At 53.0% G+C, this 338-nt stretch carries 1 pseudogene; it reads left to right on the forward strand.

The window, feature by feature from the left end:
• Window positions 1-25: 25 nt before the first annotated feature.
• Window positions 26-338 (forward strand): annotated as a pseudogene (locus tag SB765_RS28550) (DNA polymerase I); the annotation flags it as partial.

The raw sequence follows: 338 nt of genomic DNA on the forward strand, positions 1-338 counted from the left end.
CAACAGCGTGGTGGGCAAACATGACATGGATAGCCTGGCCGCTCGCTGGCTTAACCATAAAACCGTGACCTTCCAGGAGATCGCCGGTAAAGGCAAAAATCAGCTGACGTTCAATCAAATCGCGTTAGAGCAGGCATCCCATTACGCTGCAGAAGATGCAGATGTGACCCTGCAGCTGCATCTGAAGATGTGGCCAGAGCTGGAGAAAGAAGCGGGCCCGAAAAAAGTCTTCGAACAGATTGAGATGCCGTTACTGACGGTGATTTCGCGCATAGAGCGCAACGGTGTGCTGATCGATCAGTCTATTCTGGCGCAGCATTCGAAAGAGCTGACGGCCC

The sequence above is a fragment of the Pseudomonas sp. SIMBA_067 genome, from assembly GCF_046534675.1.
In the GTDB taxonomy this organism is placed as follows: Bacteria; Pseudomonadota; Gammaproteobacteria; order Pseudomonadales; family Pseudomonadaceae; genus Aquipseudomonas; species Aquipseudomonas putida.